Here is a 17,038-nt window from a genome sequence, read left to right as displayed (position 1 = left end):
TCGAATTTTGAAATAGAATAAAATATGCTGAATTTACATAAAAGCTGGAGAGAGTTGTTAAGTGATGAGTTTAATAAACCCTATTATAAGGAGTTGAAGCATTTTGTAGATACAGAATATAATAATCATACGTGTTACCCTCCAAAAGAAGAAATTTTTAATGCTTTTAATTATTGTCATGTCAACGATGTAAAAGTGGTTATTATTGGGCAAGACCCATATCATGGCAAAAATCAAGCTAATGGACTTTCTTTTTCTGTAAAAGATAAAGTAAAGCATCCTCCATCTTTAGTTAATATATTTAAAGAGATTGAAAAAGATTTAAATATAAGTTATCCCAAAAGTGGCAATTTAGAGCGTTGGGCAAAACAAGGTGTTTTATTATTAAATGCAACACTTACGGTTAGAGAAGCCAATGCAGGAAGTCATCAAAAAAAAGGCTGGGAAGTTTTTACAGATACTGTAATTAAAACATTAAGTGATAAAAAGGAAAATATTGTTTTTTTGCTTTGGGGAGGTTATGCAAAGAAAAAAGAAAAGCTAATAGATACCAGTAAACATATTGTTTTTACTTCTGGTCATCCATCTCCTTTAAGCGCTAATAGAGGGTATTGGTTTGGCAATAAAAATTTTAGTAAGACAAATAAAGCTTTAAAAGCTTGTAATTTGCTTACTATAAAATGGTAATAAAAAAAATAAAATATTAGCTTCCTGTTAAAGCTAGTTTTTCTGATCCAACAGTATAAGCTGCTTGCGGATGTAGTATTACAGGTTTTTTAACTGTTTTCTTACTTCTTGAAACTTTGTTAGAACTAAATTTTAGTAGAAGTAAATTTAAAATTACTAAAGTAATAAGTGTAATTGTAATTGTAGATACCATATATTAACTGGGGTTTGTTATTTGTTAAAAATACATAAAATACTGATTAAAAGCAAATTCCATCGGTATGTTAATTATTTTGGACAAAATTAACCAATAAAGGACTACGAAACAACACTTATAAATAAGTATAATTATTTTTACATTATAGTCAATTATACTCCTATGTATTTTCTTAATTTGATAAAATTTTAACGTTTTTTTTAGCATAATACCATTAAGTTGGTTGTAACGAATAAATAATTCGTTTTTTAGTCTCTTTTACTTTACTTAATCTTTACAATAAGTTAATATTTATAAGCACTTACATATGTTATTACAATTTGTATAACATCCTTTTGAGGAAGTGTATTTTAAACATTATTTTAGCTTGTAATTGATTGATATTATTAAATAAAATTTATTTTTGAATAAAATATAGAAAATGGAGCAAGCAAATTGGGAAACAGTAAAAGAATATCAAGATATAACTTATAAAAAATGTAATGGAGTTGCTCGAATAGCATTTAATAGACCAAATGTTAGAAATGCCTTTAGACCAAAAACAACAAGCGAATTGTATGATGCTTTTTATGATGCAAACGAAGATGTAAACATAGGTGTTGTTTTACTATCTGCAGAAGGCCCATCTACAAAAGATGGTGTATATTCTTTTTGTAGTGGCGGAGATCAAAAGGCACGAGGCCATCAAGGATATGTAGGAGAAGACGGGTATCATCGTTTAAATATTTTAGAAGTACAGCGTTTAATACGATTTATGCCAAAAGCTGTAATAGCTGTTGTGCCAGGTTGGGCAGTAGGTGGCGGACATAGTTTACATGTAGTTTGCGATTTAACTTTAGCCAGTAAAGAACATGCTATTTTTAAGCAAACCGATGCAGATGTTACTAGTTTTGATGGAGGATATGGCTCTGCTTATTTAGCAAAAATGGTAGGTCAAAAAAAGGCAAGAGAAATCTTTTTCTTAGGAAGAAATTATAGCGCTCAAGAAGCTTACGAAATGGGTATGGTAAATGCTGTAATACCGCATGAAGAATTAGAAGATACTGCTTATCAATGGGCTCAAGAAATATTAGCTAAATCGCCAACTTCTATTAAAATGTTAAAGTTCGCCATGAATTTAACAGACGATGGTATGGTTGGGCAACAAGTATTTGCAGGAGAAGCAACTCGATTAGCTTATATGACAGAGGAGGCGAAAGAGGGTAGAAATGCTTTTCTTGAAAAACGTAAGCCTAATTTTGATAAAAAATGGATTCCATGATTAAAAAAGCATCTTTATGGATATCTACAATGCGATTGCGCACACTACCTTTATCGGTATCTGGTATAATAGTAGCGTCTTGTTTTGCCGAGTATAATGGTGTTTTTAAATGGGGTATTTTTGCACTTGCTATGTTAACCACTTTAAGTTTACAAATACTATCTAATTTAGCAAACGATTATGGCGATGGCGTTAAAGGCACAGATAATAAAGACAGAATAGGCCCAGAACGTGCTATACAATCTGGTAAAATTAGCCCAGAAAAAATGTTTAATGCTATTAAAATTAATGTGTTAATCTGTATTGTTTTGGCTATTATGCTCATTTTTGTATCGTTTGGAGTAAAACATTTTTTATTAACACTACTCTTTTTTATTCTAGGTATAGCCTCTGTTGTTGCTGCAATTCGTTACACTGTAGGCGATAAAGCTTATGGCTATAGGGCACTTGGCGACGTATTTGTATTTATATTTTTTGGTTTAGTTAGCGTTGCAGGCTGTTATGTTTTGTATGCTAAAACTATAGATCATGTGGTGTTTTTACCAGCATGTGTTATTGGACTTTTAAGCGCAGGTGTATTAAACCTTAACAATATGCGCGATATAAAATCTGACGAAAAATCGAACAAAATTACTTTGGCTGTAAAATTAGGAAGTAAAAAAATTAAACGATATCATTATTTTTTAGTTATTTCTGCTTTAACTTTATCTCTATTATTCGCAATTTTATATTATACATCGCCCTATAATTTTATCTGTTTTATTGCTTTTGTACCTATCCTTTTACATTTAATAAAAGTTTCGAAAAATACAGAACCAAAAGATTTAAATCCGGAGTTAAAAAAACTAGCATTAAGTACATTTCTTTTAGCTGTTTTAATGGGCGTTGGATATATTATTTAAATTTTAAAATTAAAACATGAAAATTACATTTTACGGTCATGCAAGTTTAGGTATTCAAATTGATGACATTCATATTTTAGTCGATCCTTTTATTACAGGAAACCCAAACGCATCACATATAGATATAAATACGCTTAAAGCAGATTATATCTTAGTTACACATGCTCACGAAGATCATATTTTAGATGTAGAAGCCATAGCAAAACGTACTAATGCAGTAATAGTTTCTAATTACGAAATTATAAAACATTATGAAAACCTTGGTTTAGAAGGACATCCTATGAATCATGGCGGTACATGGGATTTCGATTTTGGCACCATAAAATACGTAAATGCAATACATACATCATCTTTTCCAGACGGTACTTATGGCGGTCAACCAGGAGGTTTTGTTATAGAAAGCGAGCATAAAAATATATACATTGCAGGCGATACTGCTTTAACTTTCGATATGAAGTTAATTCCGCTTCAAACAAAATTAGATTTGGCTATTTTACCTATTGGAGATAATTTTACCATGGGAATTGATGACGCTATATTAGCTAGCGATTTTGTGGAATGCGATAAAGTTTTAGGGTATCATTTTGATACTTTTGGCTATATTGAAATAGATAAAGAGGTTGCAAAACGAAAATTCTTCGATAAAGATAAAGACCTGATGCTTTTAAACATAGGTGATAATATAGAACTATAAACTATGCAGGCTTCGTTTAAAAAACATATTTTAGAATTTAAACAAGCTAGTGGTACTTCGCGAGGCATTTTAAAAACCAAATCTACTTGGCTTATCATAATAAAAGAAAATGATAAAATTGGAATTGGAGAATGCGGTATGTTTAAGGGCTTATCTATAGACGATAGAGCAGATTACGAAGAAAAACTACGTTGGGCTACCCATAATATTAATTTAGGTTTAGCTGTTTTGTTAAACGAATTAGTAGAGTTTCCTAGTATTCAATTTGGTTTAGAAATGGCATTTTTGTCATTAAAAAGCACAAATACGTTTAATTTATTTCCTTCAAAATTTACAGAAAGCAAAGATACTATAGCTATAAATGGCTTAATTTGGATGGGTACAAAAGCCTTTATGAATAAGCAGATAAAAGAAAAAATAGAGGCAGGTTTTAGTTGTATTAAAATGAAAATTGGAGCTATAGATTTTAATAGTGAAATTGAACTTTTAAAATCGATACGAAAAGAATTCACATCAAAAGATATTGAATTAAGAGTTGATGCCAACGGAGCCTTCTCTGCAAATGAAGCATTAGAAAAATTAAAAATACTATCAGATTATAACTTGCATTCTATAGAGCAACCTATTAAGCAAGGCCAGATTGAAGCTATGGCTAATTTATGCAAAGAAACACCATTACCTATTGCATTAGATGAAGAATTAATTGGTGTTTTTTCGGTAACAAAAAAGCAAGAATTGATACAAACTATTAATCCACAATATATAATTTTAAAACCTACGCTAGTTGGAGGTTTTAATGGAAGTGATACATGGATTAATGTAGCAGAAAAAAATAATACTGGTTGGTGGATAACTAGTGCATTAGAAAGTAATGTAGGTTTAAACGCCATTGCACAGTACACATACAACAAACAAAGTAAATTGCCTCAAGGCCTAGGTACAGGTAGTTTATTTACCAATAATTTTGATTCGCCTTTGGTGGTTAAAAATGGTACTTTACAATACGATAATTTAAAAACATGGAAAATAAATTTATAAATATATGTATATAGCTCAAGCGTTTAAAGGATTACACGAATGGTGGCGTTATTTATTAGGACTCGTTATTGTTTCTATAGCCTGGCAAGTAATAGGTGGTATTCCTTTTTTTATAGCAGTAATGGTTAAATTATTAGGAGAAGGCGGAGACATAACTAATTTAAATGAAAGCGAATTACTTTCCGTTTTAGAGCCAAATTTAAACCTGTTTTTTATGCTATTAATGTTTGCAATTGGTTTAATAGCGCTGTTTGTAGTTGTTAAGTATTTTCATAAACTTCCGCTTTTAAATTTTACAACAAGTAGAAGAAAAATAGATTGGAAAAGGTTTTGGTTTATTTTCTTTTTATGGGGTATAATATCTAGTAGTATATTGGTAGTAGACTATTATTTATCACCCGAAAACTATGTTTTAAATTTTAAACCCGTTCCTTTTTTAATTCTTTGTGTAATAGCCATGATAATGATTCCGCTTCAAACCAGTTTCGAAGAGTATTTATTTAGAGGGTATTTAATGCAAGGTATAGGCGCTGTAGTTAAAAATAAATGGGCACCTTTAATTATTACATCCTTAGGTTTTGGTTTATTACATATAGCTAACCCTGAAGTAGATAAACTAGGTCCTATTATTATGATTTATTATATAGGTACTGGCTTATTTCTTGGTATTATTACGTTAATGGACGATGGCTTAGAGCTTGCTTTAGGTTTTCATGCTGCTAATAATTTATTTACAGCATTGTTGGTAACAGCAGACTGGACAGCATTGCAAACACATTCTGTTTTTAAAGATATGAGCGATCCAGAAACCATGAAAATAGCAGAAATAATTGTACCTGTATTTGTTATATTTCCTATTTTACTTTTTATTTTATCTAAAAAATACAAGTGGACCAACTGGAAAGAAAATTTACTTGGCACTGTAAAAGAACTCCCGAAAGAAGATTATAAAATTATAAACTAAAGATTATGATTCCAAACTACAACAAAGTACATTTAAAATTTAAGTTAGACAACATTAGTTATAACTTTGACAGTCTTATGGAGGTAGCTTATAGCTATGTTAAAGAAGGGGAGCCTTACCAAGAGGCGTTAGGGGTTTTTCTTCTAGATTGGTTAGATAAAAATGATTACGTTACCGTACAAACTTCGGGTTCTACCGGTAAACCTAAAAAGCTACAAATTAAAAAACAGGCTATGGTAAACTCTGCTATAGCAACAGGAGACTTCTTTAACCTTACGCCAGGAAAAAAGGTTTTAAATTGTTTACCATCCAATTTTATTGCAGGTAAAATGATGATTATAAGAGCTATTGTTTTAGGTTTAGAATTAGATATGGTAGCACCAGCTTCTTTGCCACAAATAGACTATGAAAAAGATTACGATTTTTGTGCTTTTACACCAATGCAACTAAAGAATTTTGCTAAATATTTAAAAAGTATTAAAACTGTTATTGTTGGTGGAGGTCGTGTTTCAAATTCTATAAAGGAGCTTATTAAGGATAAAAAACCAAAGGTTTACGAAACTTATGGCATGACAGAAACCGTATCTCATATTGCTATTAAAAAAATAAATAATTTTGATGGCACCGAGTCTGATAATTATTTTAAAGTAATGCCAAATATTAAACTATCTGTTGATGATAGAAGTTGTTTGGTTATTGATGCTCCAAAACTATCTGACGATACTATTGTTACTAACGATATTGTAAAAATTCATTCTGATACCGAATTTGAGTGGTTAGGGCGTTATGATAATGTAATTAATACTGGCGGAATTAAAGTTTATCCTGAAACTATAGAAGAAAAGCTTCAAGATAAAATACCAGAGCAATTTTTTGTAACTGCTCAAGAAGATGACACTTTAGGCGAGCGCGTTATTATGTTAATTGAAGGAGAAAAAAGAACTTTAGACAATGCTATTTTTGATGATTTAGAAAAATATGAGAAGCCAAAAGAGGTGTATTTTGTAAACAAGTTTATAGATACAGCTTCGGGTAAAATACATCGAGCTAAAACATTAAATTCTATTTAATGTTTATACTTTAAAGTTTAACAAAGCATAAAATAGTTTATATACAATAAAAGAGCGCACCAATTTAGTGCGCTCTTTTATTATAATTTAAAAGTTGATAATTTAATTTGTAGCTTCTTCCATAGTGTGATATACATTTTATATAGTAGATGTTTTCTCGAAACAATATTTCAATTTGTTCTATTTTTATATTTAAAATTTGCCAGTTGTAAACGAAACCTTTTTTTCTAATTCAATTTGGGTGTTATATTGTTACTTAGTAAAATAGACAATAATACTCGTATTGTTAATAATATGTATTCAGATTTATATTTTGCAACTGGATATGCCTTGAATAGATAGAGTTTATAACGGGTATTAAAAAAAAAAAATCTTTTTTATCTGGGCTTGTCGTATTCTAGATAGCACTTTAATACCATTCTTTAAAGACTTGAAATTAATTTAAAAATTGGTAACGATTAATTATATGTATTTTATTACACATTATATCGTTCTTTCCATTTCCTTCTAAGAAGTAAATACCACAAAAAAAGGCATGCATCAACCAATAAAATTGCTTTTTAGATAAATCTCAACTGAACATTTTAATTTTATAATAAAATTTCTTTATCATATGTTTAAGTTAAAATCAAGGAAAAGTTAAGTGCTCTTTTTTTAAATTTAAATACTGAACAAAAACTGAACTTATATTTAATACTACAAAAACAAGATGCCAACATAAGTTTGCAACTCCCTTCAAAACGCATTAAAACATTGAGTTTAATAGTAAATTCCTAATAAGTAACATTAGGTATAAAAAAGTTAAATAAATATTTCCCACCACTATAAAGTAAGGCTTAAAATCGTTGACACTCATTTTTAATTTAAACGAAAAACATGACATTAAAAAAACTATGCAAAGTTCTGTTCAGTTTTTATTGATGACGAGTTTTCGTGTCTTAATTAATTATCTGATAAGTTTACATGCGTTTCATTATTAAAAACGTAAAATTAAACATGTTTTAATGCTAAAACAGTAATTAACATTAAAACGCTAACTATCTAACTCATTATTATGAAAAGACAAAAATTAAAACTTATTAATGCAAGTGCCTTGCTGTTATTCCTTACTTTAGGAATGGGCTGGGTACATGCACAAAGCAAAACCATTAAAGGTGTGGTTAGTGCAGAAGGAGGACTACCTTTACCTGGGGTAACTATACTCATCAAAGGAACAACTAGCGGAACAGTAACAGATTTTGATGGAAATTATGAGCTAACAGCCAACCCTAATGACGTACTTGCTTTTAGCTACATAGGGTATACTTCACAAGAAGCTTCTGTTGGAAATAAGACAACTATTAATATTATACTTTCAGAGAATCTTTCACAACTTGATGAAGTGGTTGTTGTTGGTTATGGTACGCAAAAAAAGAAAGAGGTAACGGGAGCTGTTGCCAAAATTAGTGCTGAAGAACTCTTAGAATCTCCTGTATCTGACATTGCTGCAGCACTTCAGGGTAAAGTTGCTGGTGTTAACGTTCAAGCTGCAAGTGGACGTCCAGGTTCTTCATCCAATATTCAAATACGTGGATTGGTTTCTCTTAATGGAGGTGAACCATTATATGTTGTAGATAATATTCCTCAGGAAGGTAATCCCAATATAGCTCCAGAGCAAATAGAATCAATAGATATTCTTAAAGATGGTGCTTCTGCCTCTGTCTATGGTGTTCGTGCTGCAGGTGGTGTAATATTAATTACTACTAAAAAAGGTAAAGCTGGAAATATGAAAGTAGATATATCTACTTATACTGGTATTCAAAATATTACATCAGGACCACCTTTAGCAAATACTGCAGGTCATCTTTACAATAGAGAAACTACTGCAGAAGCAGCTGGGGGCGAGCCAAACACATTTTTCTTGGATGCCAATGCATTAGATTGGGATACAAATTTTGTGGAAGAAGTAACAAATAATAATGCTTTTATTCAAAATGTTACTGCTAATATTTCTGGTGGATCTGATAATCTTACTTTTAACTTTAACACCAATTATTTTAAACAAGATGGTGTAATTAAGGTGTCAGACTTTGATAGATTGACTAATAGAATAACAGGGCAATTTAATAAAGGTAAATTTAAAGCTTTTGCATCTATGAGTATGACCCAAGAGAATAGAAACCAAGAACCTTTCAATTTCTATCAGTATGGAGTTGGTCAGTTACCTCATACTAGACCGTTTAACGCAATAGAGTCTCAAGGTAATGCAGTAGTCCTAGATGTTGAAAATGAAGTGTTTTTTAGTTTTTTATCTAGGCAATTGGATAATGTAGACGAAAGAGAAAACAACAATTATAGTATAGCTCTTAACCTAGAATATGAAATTGTAGATGGCTTAAAGTATAAATTAAATATGGGGCGTAATCAATTTAACTTTTTCAGAAAGTTCTTTCAGCCACAATATTTAGCTATTGATAGAACTGGAAGAATAAATGAATCTGCGTCAAGACTTAATGCATCTTTACAGGAATTTTACAATTTTGCCAAAAGAGAAACTATTGAGCATATTTTAAATTACAATAAATCATTTGGTAAGCATAACTTAGACCTTTTAGCAGTAGCTTCTTATGAGAGGTTTGAAAATAGAAATATTTCTGTAGGAGTATTGTATGACGATATAGCTTCCAATGACGTTCAAGTATTATCAAACGGGGCAGATGGTATTAAACCAACAGGTAATAATTTTAAAAATACTATTGCAGGTAAACTAGCAAGGGTTCAGTATAATTATGATGGTAAATATCTTCTTTCTGCAAGTTACAGAAGAGACGGTTCTTCCAGATTTCCAAGCAATAATAGATATGCAGATTTCTTAGGAGTATCTGCTGGTTGGAATGTAAGTGATGAAAACTGGTTTAATGTTGAAGCTATTAACTCCTTAAAACTTAGAGGAAGTATGGCCGAAACAGGTTTTAATAATATTGGAGATTATAGATTCCAACAGCTTATTGAAACAGGAGTTAATTATCCTTTTGGTCTTGATGAAGATATTGTATTCGGTCAAACTCAAAGAAAATACAGCAATCCAGATGTAGCTTGGGAAACTACTATTTCCAGAAATATTGGTCTTGAATTAGGGCTTTTTAACAATAAGTTAAATATCACTGCAGACGTATACCAGAATGATAAGGAGGATATGCTAATTAATCAACGTCTTGCACCATCTACTGGTACATGGCAACCATTTGCTGAAGGTGCCTATAATACAATTCCAGTTAACGCAGGAAATATGGTTAATAGAGGGATTGAATTGGGAATAAGTTATAGAGACCAAATAGGTAAAGATTTTAAATATAATATTTCTGGTGTGTTTTCTAAGAATGAAAATGAAGTTACAGAGCTAGATGGTGTTACTAGAGGTTTTGCAAATGGTTTTATAAATGTAAATGTTCCAACTGGAGAAGCAACTACCTTTCTTGAAGTAGGTCGTGAGGCTTATGCTTTTTTCCTATTTCAAAATGATGGGGTAATTAAAACTGCAGAAGAGTTGGCAGAATATCAATTATTAGATAATTCTGCTGGTGTTGTAAGTACACCTCAAATTGGAGATATGCGTTATAAAGATGTTAGTGGCCCAGATGGTGTGCCAGATGGTGCTTTAACCGAAGATGATAGAATTTATTCAGGATCAGGTATTCCAAATTTTGATGTGGGATTAAACTTAAACATGAATTACAAAAATTGGGATTTAGCATGTCAATTGTTTTATTCTAATGGTGCAAAAATTTATAATGGTGGTAAGAATATTGCTTACACTTTTGGACGTCATCAAGATCAAGTATTTCAATGGACACCTCAAAATCCAGATTCAAATATTCCAACATACAGACAAACATCTGGGCATTCTAATATTAAGCCTTCATCAGACTATTGGTTAGAAGATGGTACCTACCTTAGAGTTAGAACACTTTCTATTGGTTATACTGTACCAGGAACAGAAAAAATTGGAATTGAGAAGTTTAGAGTGTTTTTAAACTCTTTAAACCCTTTTACTTTTACTGAGTACAATGGATATGATCCTGAAGTAGGAGGTAATGGTATAACTAATAGAGGTATAGATTTCGGTAATTACCCTGTATCGCGCCAGTTTATGATGGGATTACAATTAAGTTTCTAAAAAATAAATATTATGAAAAAAATTAAAAATAGCTTAATCAAGTTTACACTGCTTTTTATATTCGTTACAACGAGTTGCAGCGAAGGTGTATTCTTAGATGAACAAAATCCAAATTTTATTACACCAGAGACGTTTTGGAAGACTGAAGGGCAATTTCAGGCTGCTCTAGCTACTGTATATGGTGCTTTGCAATACCGCTCCATTAGTGGTGCAGAGCTAGTACAAGAATTTGTATTAGGAGACCTAGGTGGCACCGAATCGTGGTACAGACCTTTTGCGTTTAGAAATCTAGCATTTAATAATACCAGTATTCATGTAGTTGATAAGTGGGAAGAATGTTATGTCGGAATTTTTAGAGCAAATCAAGTTATCGTAAATCTCGAGACAGTTGAAGAAGGTATAATGGATGACGATACAAAAGCAGTCATTGAAGGACAGGCACGTTTTTTAAGAGCTTTTTTCTATTGGCAATTAGCGCATTCTTATGGTGGAGCTATGATTCATTTAGATATAGCACGTTCTACAGAAGATTTTAACCAGCCATTTGCAGATAAGGCAGAAGTCACTTCTACTATAATTATTCCTGATTTAGAATTCGCAATGGCCAACCTACCAGAAGAATGGAACGGTGAAGATCTTGGTAGAATTACTTGGGGAGCTGCTACAACCATGTTGGGTAAAGTACATTTATTTGAGAAAAATTGGCCACAAGCTGTCGCTTTATTTAAGGAAGTAATAGATTCTGGTAACTATGCACTTACAAAAGATATTACCGACAATTTTTGGCATGAAAATGAGTTTAATGAAGAATCAATACTTGAAGTTAATTACTCTTTTGATATCAATCCTGGAAACTCTGGATTTCCAGTTGATGATACTCCTTTTAATACAGGGTCTGAATCAACTACATTATCTTCAGAGGTTGGTCGTTTAGGAGCTGGAGGATTTAATACAGTTCTTCCTACTTACAACCTGCATGAAATGCTTGTTGATGATGAAGTAGATCCTGATAATTCAATAAATGATGATAACTTAGAATCTAGAAGAATGAACGCTAGTATTGCGCCTCAAAACGGAGAAGGCCTGTGGTATCTTGAACCTTATGGCACAATTGGTGGATGGGGCGGTGGCCAAAGTGCATACGTAAAAAAGCACTCTAATTGGTATCATTTACCAGCAGAACCTGCGCAAGGACGTGGCGGTATTAATTTTAGACATATAAGATATGCAGACGTATTGTTAATGTATGCTGAGGCCATTATTGAAGATAGTGGAGATTATATGACTGCTATTAAATATATCGATATGGTACGAAGTCGTGCTGGTGTGTACACATTACAGCAGTATATGGATATGAATGAAGGAACCTTTCCACAATTACATGTAAGTAAACAAGTTGTACAAAATCAAGTTGATGGAGACCGTCCATTTGTTACACCAAGTGCAGAAACAGTTATGACTCACATCCGTCGTGTTGAAAGGCCTTTAGAGCTTTGTTATGAAGGACATAGATGGAAAGATTTAGTACGTTGGGGTATTGTTCAAGAAGTTTTTGATGATCTTAGAGCTGATGAAGTATGGCGTCAAGACAATTTAGCTTCAATTCAAGACCCTACAGAGCAACCATTTGTAATACAAGGTCAAGTTAGACCAGATTTTACTGTAGCTCAAAGTATTTATGACCCTGCACAGCATGACTATTTCCCTATACCGAGTACAGAGATACAGTCTAATGAAATCTATAATCAATAAAATTGCTTATCATGAAAATAAACAAATATTTAAGTATTCTTTTCGTATTAGGCTTACTTTTTGTAAGCTGTGGAGAAGATTTGTCTGTTGAAACAATGGACACAAACCATAGAATAATAGTGACCTCAGAAATGGATTTTGAAAATAAAGTTTCTGTCAATGGACATATAGACTTTGGTGACATTTCAAGAGGTGTAGTATCAAGAATTTGGACTATGCCCGGAGATACCGGTGTATCCGTTATTGCTGAAAACGGAGCTAGTACCTCAGAAAAAGCTGTAATTAAAGGCGTTTTTTACAAGCCTGGAGTATATGATGTTAAATTAAGTCAAACATTTGGTGGAGACGTGTACCCAAATGATGATAGTACCCAACCTATTAATAGTAGAGTATTAGATACAACTATTGTTGTAACTGTGCTTGATTCAATCAAATCTACATTAAAGTTATACCATGTTAATGATGATGGGACAACTGGAAATGAATTAATGTTAACTGATGATGCAGAAAATGAAGTTACAGCTAGTAAGTTTGTAAGATTAACTTTTGAGGCAATTGGCGAACCAGATGGTGTACTATGGACTTCTGATGGTGGTAAACCTGATAATATCCAAACTACTTTAAATGAAGTAGACATGAAGTTTAACTCTTTAGGTTCTTATGATATAAACTTCATAGCTTCAAGATTTCGCCCAAGAGATGCAGATACTATATCCTTTGAAAAAGTTATAAAGGTTATTCCTTCTACAGAACCTGTTGTTTTGGAGGCGGTTAGAGAGAAAAATGGTTTTGTTGCACTTCAGTTTAGTAGAGATATGGATCCTGCTAGTTTAAAAGCTTCTAACTTTACAGTAAGGCTAGAGAATGGTGAGAATGTGTTTAACCCAACAGTTGAAAATGTAACCATAGATGACGATGAAAATAATATTGTACTATTAGAATTGACAGGAGAGCGCATGTATGATAATGATGATGCCTTTGTATCATATACACCAGGAAGCTTAAAAACTGCAGATCAAGTTGATGCTGATGCCTTTACTGATGTTATGTCAACAACCACTGATGCTAACTCAAACATTTATGAATCTACCACTTTCGACTTTGGATGTGAATCTACTACTGCACAAAACGATGGAGGAGGAGATTGGCCTTATCAATTTTGGGGTGGTAACTGGGGTGAATATGACATCGCTATAAATTCTAATCTACCACATTCTGGATCGCAAAGTATGGAAATTACAATGAGGTCTAACGGAGGATGGATTTTCTCAGGTAGTGGTAATTTTAAACTAGTTGTTGGCCAAGAGTACGAACTAGGATATTGGCTATATGTTGATAGTGATTTAAGTGCTACACCTACAGGTACTGCAAGTTCAGACGTTAGATTTTATGCTAGTAACTGGGCCATGGGAGATATAGGTATAAGTAATTTAAATCCATCATTTCCTACTGGAGAATGGGTATATCATAAATCATACATTAAAGCTTCTACTGATGCCGAGATTACTTGGTTAATTAGAGGTAATAATGAAAATAATGCTAATCCAATTAAGTTGTATTTAGACGATTTCTTCTTAGCTGAAGTTGAGTTGAGACCTTAAAATTATTAGTTTAGTTAGTTGAAAAAAGAGGGTTTGTCTGAAATTAATGACAGACCCTTTTTTAAATCTTAAAATAGTTAATACATAGATGTAATTTGTTGCAATACGTAAGTAGCAAATTCAAATAATCCCTTTATAAATAATTAAATTTTATGAGAATATTAATATTATTATTATTAAGTGTTTTGTTTCTATCTAAGGCAAATGCCCAAGATATTCAACGGGAAACAGATTTTAACTTCGAATGGAAATTTACCATGCTGAAGGACACTACAAAACCTAAAATTATTCCTTTAAAAGATAAAAATTGGAGAACACTAAGATTGCCCCATGATTGGAGTGTTGAAACGTCTTTTGATCCTAAATATGAAGGAGCAACTGGATTTCTTCCAGGTGGAGTAGGCCTATATCAAAAGCATTTTAAAACACCATCAAATAAAAAGGAAACAAATACATATGTACTTTTTGATGGAGTCTATAATAATGCTACATTTTGGTTAAATGGTAAACTTCTCGGTGAGAATCCTTATGGATACTCTCCTGTATATTTTAACTTAACAGAGCTTCTGGAAGATGTTAGTAATGAAAATATATTAACGGTACATGTAGACCACTCAAGATATGCAGATAGTCGTTGGTATTCGGGCAGTGGTATTTATAGAAATGTAAAGTTAATAACTGTTAATAAATTACACATTCCTATTTGGGGTACCTTTTTAACCACTCCAATAGTTACCAATGAAGAAGCTAAGGTTAATCTAGAATTAAAAGTAAAAAATGATTACAATAGCAGTAAGTCTTTTACGCTTATAACATCTATTCTAGATAATAAAGAAAACGAGGTGGCTCAAGTTTCGCAAGAATTACATTTAGCATCAAAAACAGAAAATACATTTAACCAATCTCTAAAAATAGTAAATCCAAAATTATGGGATACTCAAAACCCTAATATGTATAAGGCTATTACTACTATTTTAGAAAAAGGAAAAGTTATTGATAAATACGAAACACCATTTGGTATAAGAAGTATAGAGTTTAATAAAGATTTTGGCTTTAAACTAAACGGAAAAATAACCGATGTAAAAGGAGTTTGTTTGCATCATGATGCTGGTTTAGTAGGTTCTGCAGTTCCTAAAGGTGTTTGGAAACGACGCTTTAAAAAATTAAAAGCCTGTGGAGTAAACGCTATTCGCACAGCCCATAATCCTTACTCTCAAGAGTTTTTAGATTTATGTGATGAAATGGGAATCCTTGTTCAAAATGAGTTTTTTGATGAGTTTGAATACGCTAAAGATAAACGTTTAAATTTCCACGATAGACATGACGATTATATTACTAGAGGTTATGTAGATCATTTTAGAAAATGGAACAAGAGTGATTTAACACGAACCATATTAAGAGATAGAAATCATCCAAGTGTTTTTCAATGGAGTATTGGAAATGAAATTGAATGGACATACCTTCATTACAGGTATGTAACTGGTTTTTGGGAAAATCCAGACGACCCCCAAGATTCTGGAAGTTACTGGAGTAGTGCTCCATTATTTACACCAGAAGAAATGAAGAAACGCTTTGACTCTATTGAAAAAACAGAATATAGTTTAACTGAGACCGCTAAACAGCTTAGTAAATGGACTAGAGAATTAGATACTACAAGACCCGTAACAGCAAACTTTGTAGTAGCGCAAACAAGTATGGTGAGTGGTTATGCAGACGCCATAGACATTGCCGGTTTTAGTTATAGAAATAAGGATATTCCTTGGGGTCTAAAATACTTTCCAAATAAACAAATTACAATTAACGAAAATCCAGGTACATGGGACGATTGGAAACAAGTTATAGAAAACCCCGGTGTTTTTAGTATTTTTATGTGGACTGGAATCGATTATATGGGAGAAAGACATGGAGATTGACCAAATAAAAGTGGATGGGGCGATTTATTAGATTTAGCAGGGTTTAAGTATCAAGGATGGAACTATTTTAAGAGTATTTGGGTTAATAAACCACATATTTCAATAGGCACATTACTCATGAAAAAATCTGCTTCTAAGGCTAATGAAATATCTGGTCAAGAACTTCCTGAAAATGCTGACGCGTCCTATAATTGGAGAGATTCTAATATGCATTGGAATTATAAAGAAGGAGATATGGTAGTTGTAGAAGTCTGCTCTAATCATACAATAGTTGAACTACTGCTAAACGGAAAATCATTAGGAAGGAGAAGCATGTCAGAGTGTCCAGATCGTCTATTCCGATGGAATGTACCCTATGAAGCAGGAACCTTGACAGCTAAAGCTGGTTTTGATGGACAAGAGGTGATTGCAGAGTTACATACAACCTCTAAGCCAACCACCTTAAAGTTTACAACTGATCAAAACACATTAAAAGCAGATAGTTATGATGTTGCTCATTTAGAAGTACAATTGCTAGATGAAAATGGATTAGAAGTTATAACAGAAAATACTGATATAGAGTTTATTGTTGAAGGCGATTGCCGATGGTTAGGTGTAGATAATGGAGCAAGATCAAACACTCAAGATTTTAAATCTAAAAAAATCACTACAGCCAAAGGACGATGTTTAGCCATTATACAATCAAAGTTTAAACCGGGTATTGTAAAAGTTACAGCAAGAGCCTCTGGTTTTGAAGATAAAACAATTAATATTGAAATTAAGTAAGTTAATAAAAATTAAGGTATGAACAAGAAATGTAATTAA

At 32.1% G+C, this 17,038-nt stretch carries 13 protein-coding genes; 12 read left to right on the top strand and 1 reads right to left on the bottom strand.

From position 1 onward, the window contains the following. Positions 1 to 24: 24 nt before the first annotated feature. Positions 25 to 687, top strand: coding sequence for a uracil-DNA glycosylase (locus tag ABD715_RS03680; RefSeq protein ID WP_344786717.1), 663 nt, complete (start codon positions 25 to 27; stop codon positions 685 to 687). A 16-nt stretch (positions 688 to 703) separates the two neighbouring features. On the opposite strand, the gene ABD715_RS03675 is transcribed toward ABD715_RS03680, so the two are convergent. Beyond that, positions 704 to 880, bottom strand: coding sequence for a hypothetical protein (locus tag ABD715_RS03675; protein ID WP_344786716.1), 177 nt, complete (start codon positions 878 to 880; stop codon positions 704 to 706). Positions 881 to 1,304: 424 nt separating this feature from the next. On the opposite strand from ABD715_RS03675, the gene ABD715_RS03670 reads away from it, so the two are divergent. The 11 genes from ABD715_RS03670 (at position 1,305) to ABD715_RS03620 (ending at position 16,999) form a co-directional block, all read left to right on the top strand. Then, a complete protein-coding gene (locus ABD715_RS03670; protein WP_344786715.1) occupies positions 1,305 to 2,144 on the top strand; it encodes a 1,4-dihydroxy-2-naphthoyl-CoA synthase in 840 nt (279 codons plus the stop codon). Then, complete coding sequence (menA, locus tag ABD715_RS03665; RefSeq protein ID WP_344786714.1) at positions 2,141 to 3,046, top strand: 1,4-dihydroxy-2-naphthoate octaprenyltransferase; 906 nt, start codon at positions 2,141 to 2,143, stop codon at positions 3,044 to 3,046. Before ABD715_RS03670 ends, menA begins: the two co-directional genes overlap by 4 nt. 16 nt (positions 3,047 to 3,062) lie before the next feature. Then, positions 3,063 to 3,740: a metal-dependent hydrolase gene (locus ABD715_RS03660; protein WP_344786713.1), complete on the top strand. Its 678-nt coding sequence runs from the start codon at positions 3,063 to 3,065 to the stop codon at positions 3,738 to 3,740. Positions 3,741 to 3,743: 3 nt separating this feature from the next. Continuing rightward, positions 3,744 to 4,778: an o-succinylbenzoate synthase gene (locus ABD715_RS03655; RefSeq protein WP_344786712.1), complete on the top strand. Its 1,035-nt coding sequence runs from the start codon at positions 3,744 to 3,746 to the stop codon at positions 4,776 to 4,778. A 4-nt stretch (positions 4,779 to 4,782) separates the two neighbouring features. Further along, complete coding sequence (locus tag ABD715_RS03650; protein WP_344786711.1) at positions 4,783 to 5,742, top strand: CPBP family intramembrane glutamic endopeptidase; 960 nt, start codon at positions 4,783 to 4,785, stop codon at positions 5,740 to 5,742. Between the two features lie 5 nt (positions 5,743 to 5,747). Further along, positions 5,748 to 6,812 (top strand): AMP-binding protein, encoded by a 1,065-nt coding sequence (locus ABD715_RS03645; RefSeq protein WP_344786710.1) that lies wholly within the window; start codon positions 5,748 to 5,750, stop codon positions 6,810 to 6,812. A gap of 1,054 nt (positions 6,813 to 7,866) precedes the next feature. Beyond that, positions 7,867 to 10,968, top strand: a complete 3,102-nt coding sequence (locus tag ABD715_RS03640) for a SusC/RagA family TonB-linked outer membrane protein (RefSeq protein ID WP_344786709.1) — start codon at positions 7,867 to 7,869, stop codon at positions 10,966 to 10,968. 12 nt (positions 10,969 to 10,980) lie between these two features. After that, entirely contained in the window at positions 10,981 to 12,720 is a 1,740-nt protein-coding gene (locus tag ABD715_RS03635; protein WP_344786708.1) for a RagB/SusD family nutrient uptake outer membrane protein, read from the top strand. An 11-nt stretch (positions 12,721 to 12,731) separates the two neighbouring features. Then, entirely contained in the window at positions 12,732 to 14,321 is a 1,590-nt protein-coding gene (locus ABD715_RS03630) for a hypothetical protein (RefSeq protein ID WP_344786707.1), read from the top strand. Positions 14,322 to 14,473: 152 nt separating this feature from the next. Beyond that, a complete protein-coding gene (locus ABD715_RS03625) occupies positions 14,474 to 16,234 on the top strand; it encodes a glycoside hydrolase family 2 protein (RefSeq protein WP_344786706.1) in 1,761 nt (586 codons plus the stop codon). 117 nt (positions 16,235 to 16,351) lie between these two features. Next, positions 16,352 to 16,999, top strand: a complete 648-nt coding sequence (locus ABD715_RS03620; RefSeq protein ID WP_344786705.1) for a DUF4982 domain-containing protein — start codon at positions 16,352 to 16,354, stop codon at positions 16,997 to 16,999. The last annotated feature ends 39 nt before the right edge of the window (positions 17,000 to 17,038 follow it).

This window comes from Postechiella marina (assembly GCF_039538365.1).
GTDB lineage: Bacteria > Bacteroidota > Bacteroidia > Flavobacteriales > Flavobacteriaceae > Postechiella > Postechiella marina.
This window is presented reverse-complemented; position numbering and strand designations above follow the sequence as displayed.

Excerpts from the sequence above, each read along its gene's own strand:
- ABD715_RS03680 (WP_344786717.1), top strand. The coding sequence starts at position 25 with ATGCTGAATTTACATAAAAGCTGGAGAGAGTTGTTAAGTGATGAGTTT.
- ABD715_RS03675 (WP_344786716.1), bottom strand. The coding sequence starts at position 880 with ATGGTATCTACAATTACAATTACACTTATTACTTTAGTAATTTTAAAT.
- ABD715_RS03670 (WP_344786715.1), top strand. The coding sequence starts at position 1,305 with ATGGAGCAAGCAAATTGGGAAACAGTAAAAGAATATCAAGATATAACT.
- menA (WP_344786714.1), top strand. The coding sequence starts at position 2,141 with ATGATTAAAAAAGCATCTTTATGGATATCTACAATGCGATTGCGCACA.
- ABD715_RS03660 (WP_344786713.1), top strand. The coding sequence starts at position 3,063 with ATGAAAATTACATTTTACGGTCATGCAAGTTTAGGTATTCAAATTGAT.
- ABD715_RS03655 (WP_344786712.1), top strand. The coding sequence starts at position 3,744 with ATGCAGGCTTCGTTTAAAAAACATATTTTAGAATTTAAACAAGCTAGT.
- ABD715_RS03650 (WP_344786711.1), top strand. The coding sequence starts at position 4,783 with ATGTATATAGCTCAAGCGTTTAAAGGATTACACGAATGGTGGCGTTAT.
- ABD715_RS03645 (WP_344786710.1), top strand. The coding sequence starts at position 5,748 with ATGATTCCAAACTACAACAAAGTACATTTAAAATTTAAGTTAGACAAC.
- ABD715_RS03640 (WP_344786709.1), top strand. The coding sequence starts at position 7,867 with ATGAAAAGACAAAAATTAAAACTTATTAATGCAAGTGCCTTGCTGTTA.
- ABD715_RS03635 (WP_344786708.1), top strand. The coding sequence starts at position 10,981 with ATGAAAAAAATTAAAAATAGCTTAATCAAGTTTACACTGCTTTTTATA.
- ABD715_RS03630 (WP_344786707.1), top strand. The coding sequence starts at position 12,732 with ATGAAAATAAACAAATATTTAAGTATTCTTTTCGTATTAGGCTTACTT.
- ABD715_RS03625 (WP_344786706.1), top strand. The coding sequence starts at position 14,474 with ATGAGAATATTAATATTATTATTATTAAGTGTTTTGTTTCTATCTAAG.
- ABD715_RS03620 (WP_344786705.1), top strand. The coding sequence starts at position 16,352 with ATGAAAAAATCTGCTTCTAAGGCTAATGAAATATCTGGTCAAGAACTT.